Here is a 3,605-nt window from a genome sequence, read left to right on the forward strand (position 1 = left end):
CACAGATTGACTCTACCGGGGTGGAAAAAAACTCTTTCCGGACTAAATATGATTTTTGTTGAGAAGGGGCAATATCGCTCCTTGGTTTTGTGGTCGGGCTTAAAAATACCGCCGATGCTGATATGGCAACTCGATGGTTAGATTGTGAACTGAGGATTAAGGATTAAGATAACCGTCAGAAAGAGTAAAAAAGAAAAGGAGGAATGTTATGAAACTGACAGTATTGGTAAGCCTGCTTGTAATGGTGAGTATCCCGGGGTTTGCAGGATTTGGTTATGCCGACTGCAGCGACTGGCATGGTTCATGTTATGCAAATGCCGGAAAAGGAAGTCTGTTAGGAAGTGTCACTTGCGGTATGTGCTGGAAATGGAAGGAGCTAAGCTGTGACTGGTGTAGCGGAAGCACGGAACCGGCTGCTCACTGCAATAGCCAATATTCGGCGTGTCAAGGCAATTGCTGGGCATGCAACGGCACACAGGGCAGTTACGGGGTATCGTGCTGGGATACAGGCGGTAATTGTCACGGATCATGGTGCAAGGATACTTCTGTTGGCCCAATCGGCAATACTGGCCCAATCGGTCCGATCAAAAAATAATGATCTGACTCTAAGTGTTTAACCGGACGTGACATGTTGTGAATTCGGTCAGGTACGGGCTGGAGATGAATAAAGAATATTACGAAGCAAAGGAGGTACCACCAATGAAAAAGCTTTTAATCTTATGTTTTGTCTTTATGATTCTTACTTTTTTTTCAACCAATGATCTGTTCTGCGCAGAGAAGGTAAAACCGCAACCCGGGAAGACAGCGGAAAAGAAGACGGAACGCTCCATGATCCAGACCTTTGCCGGAAGGGTAAAGGTAGTTAATGTTGAGAAAAAAACAATTATCATTGCCGCCGTGATGGAGACCGAATACTACCTTGCCGATAAGGATACCCTCTTCAAAGAATTCGAGACCGATGAGATGGATATTGCCTTCGATGCCTCTACAGCAAAGTTTCAGGGTGTCAAAGATATCTCCGGCATTACCAGAGGACAACTTGTCCGAATAGGTTACGATAAAAAGGGAAATACCTATATTGCCCATACTGTCTTTGTCATCCCTAAAAGACAATCACGTTCCGCCATCCAGACCTTTCTTGGTAAAGTGACTGCCATCGATTCTGCAAAGAAAAGCATGACTGTCAAGGCAACCATGGAAGGAGAGTTCTTTTTCCATGAGAAAGATACGATCCTCAAAGAACTCGTTATTGATGAAGTTGACATTACCTTTAATACATCCCAGGCAACTATTGTCGGCAACAAAACTATTAAAATAGGCGATACAGTCCGTGTCGGCTATGACAAGGAAGGAAACAACTATATGGCTCATTCTGTACTGAAGATCGAGAAGAAAGGGAAATAAAAAGATGCAATACACGGAGGAATCGGATGAACAAAAAGCTATTTAATTTATTATCGGCAGTTTTGCTTATGGCTGCTGTATTCACGATGTTTCCTGTTCCTGCCGATGCTGCCGATACAACAACATCGTCAAACAAAAAAGTTACATGCAAACAGACCGAACAAATGAGGTCTGAATGGAAAGCCATCTATGCTTACAGGATCGATTCGGATATCATAGGGGGTGCCGGAGATGTCCTGTTGTACATACTCCTCCATGACCAGGGTGACAAAGATGCATTTTATCAAAAGATGCTTTCATTCCACCGGATAATGAGGCAATACGGGAATTTGGCGAAGATTGATCTTTATGGCGAAGACAAGGCAGCTAAGGCTTATTTCCGGCTTTATGGCGCACAGGAAATATTTGAACAGATAGCGCTTGCGTTGGTTGATGGGACATCAAGGAACTCTGCTGTACCGCCTCAAAAACTTGCCCATATTGAACGTGCAATTGATAACTATGAAAAGATCAGTAAAGTGATGAAGGACACCCTGCTTGCCGGCATTACCCCGGAGATTATTAAAAAAGACCCCGAATTACATGCCATGCTCAGCCTTGCAGAAATGATGGTTACTGCACTCGATGTTATCCAGGAGTCATATGCGTGCATATTGATGAAAAACAGAGGAGAGGGCGATCGCTTTTTTGCAAAGATTACTACACTTGATGCAGTAGCAGGAAGGTTTAAAGGGCTGGCATCAGTCGGTCTAAAGGGTAAAGAGAAAAGGACCGAATTGTATGCCGATGTTTTAAAAGCTCGGGGCGATCTGGCAAGCTCTGCAAAGAATATGTTTGCTTCCTACAAAAAAAACGGTATACCTCCGACAACGGAGATTACTGCTTTCAAAAAAGATGCCAGCCGCTTTGTATCTCTTGTAGAGGAACTGATAAACCTCATGGGAGGTGAAGGGGTTAGACCTTGCGATTGACAAAAACCAGATATCCGATAAGGAGGTTTCACATGAGAAAAGTATTTTTGATTTTTATTACGTTTTGTATTTTCCTTGGATTCGACAGCATTGCCAACGCAGATTTCAAGACTATATGCCTGCACAACAAAGGTGGTTATATTGCCAAACTTCTGGTCTATAACGGGAGTTCTACATCATACACGCAAGTATTTGAAACAGGCGATGTCACAGCAGGATTTACAAAATGCGTGCCGTCGCTTAACCCCCAAGCTATCCCCTCAATACAGATAGTGATCCATGAAGTAGGTCAGGGGACACTTTGCAGCACCTCAGAATTGTCCTTGAACTCCATTTCTGACAATGTAACAATTACAACGAAAGGTACAATCTTTAGCGCTTCCTGTGAGGGTTTGCCATAACAGGACGATTTGCAAAGGAGGGTCTTGTGGTGCAGATATGTAGTATATAAAAATAAATAGTGGAGGTGTGTCATGAAGAAAACAACACTATTATTAGTGGTAGTTGGTCTGTTTGCGGGGTTCCTTGGAACGCCGGCGATTCTTTCTGCCAGTTGCCCGGATTACGGGATTATTTGCAATGACAACACATGTCACGGGTGGTACGGTAATTGCTGGAGTTGGAAACACATGATGTGCACACCTTGCAGCGACCCAGGCGACATCTGTGGCGATGCAGGTCCGAAGTGTGTCACGTTTAAGGACTCGGCGCTGAATATTGTGATAGCAATCTGGTGCAAGTATTGTCACATTCCTATAGCCACTTGTGGATTGTGCACTCAATTTCCATGTAGCTTCAGCGAAAAATGAGTTCGGACCAGCATGAATGAGAAAGGAACTCGCAATTAATGAAGCTGACTACAGTAATGAAACCATCATGTGCTTTGACAAAAATGGCAATAAGTGTTTTTAAAAAGATAGATAATTTACGTCCACCTTAGGATACAAAGAGGATTCGGTTGCCCCTCAAACAAGGACGAGTGGTAGATCTGATGTCATTTCATTTAAGAGATCTAAGGTATCTCATGACAGTAACTGTTGGCAGTTTTTTGGTAGATATTTGAAAACTGCATGTTATTTCAATAATCTGTGGAAAAGGGCATAATGCTGTGATAAGGTAAGTACATGAAAAAATTCTGGTTAATTCCTGTTATTCTCATTTTTCTTGCCTCCCTGGGATATTCTGAAGAAGTTCAGGAGGATCAACAGAAAAGAATTCCAAAGATGACCC

4 protein-coding genes are annotated in these 3,605 nt (G+C 43.0%); all 4 read left to right on the forward strand.

Annotation, left to right across the window (positions count from 1 at the left end; genetic code table 11):
* The first annotated feature begins 208 nt into the window (after positions 1-208).
* The 4 genes from NT178_07205 to NT178_07220 all read left to right on the forward strand — a co-directional run bounded on the left by NT178_07205 (position 209) and on the right by NT178_07220 (position 2,776).
* Complete coding sequence (locus NT178_07205) at positions 209-595, forward strand: hypothetical protein (GenBank protein MCX5812317.1); 387 nt, start codon at positions 209-211, stop codon at positions 593-595.
* A 104-nt stretch (positions 596-699) separates the two neighbouring features.
* On the forward strand, positions 700-1,404 hold the full coding sequence (locus NT178_07210; protein ID MCX5812318.1) for a hypothetical protein: 705 nt from the start codon (positions 700-702) through the stop codon (positions 1,402-1,404).
* A 26-nt stretch (positions 1,405-1,430) separates the two neighbouring features.
* Complete coding sequence (locus NT178_07215) at positions 1,431-2,375, forward strand: hypothetical protein (GenBank protein MCX5812319.1); 945 nt, start codon at positions 1,431-1,433, stop codon at positions 2,373-2,375.
* A gap of 32 nt (positions 2,376-2,407) precedes the next feature.
* The gene (locus tag NT178_07220) at positions 2,408-2,776 is read left to right on the forward strand and encodes a hypothetical protein (protein MCX5812320.1); all 369 of its coding nucleotides are present in this window, start codon (positions 2,408-2,410) and stop codon (positions 2,774-2,776) included.
* Positions 2,777-3,605: the final 829 nt, after the last annotated feature.

The sequence above is a fragment of the Pseudomonadota bacterium genome (genome assembly GCA_026388255.1).
GTDB lineage: Bacteria > Desulfobacterota > Syntrophorhabdia > Syntrophorhabdales > Syntrophorhabdaceae > JAPLKB01.

What these genes read in the sequence shown, in the direction of transcription:
- NT178_07205 (MCX5812317.1), top strand. Translation starts at nt 209, where the DNA reads ATGAAACTGACAGTATTGGTAAGCCTGCTTGTAATGGTGAGTATCCCG.
- NT178_07215 (MCX5812319.1), top strand. Translation starts at nt 1,431, where the DNA reads ATGAACAAAAAGCTATTTAATTTATTATCGGCAGTTTTGCTTATGGCT.
- NT178_07210 (MCX5812318.1), top strand. Translation starts at nt 700, where the DNA reads ATGAAAAAGCTTTTAATCTTATGTTTTGTCTTTATGATTCTTACTTTT.
- NT178_07220 (MCX5812320.1), top strand. Translation starts at nt 2,408, where the DNA reads ATGAGAAAAGTATTTTTGATTTTTATTACGTTTTGTATTTTCCTTGGA.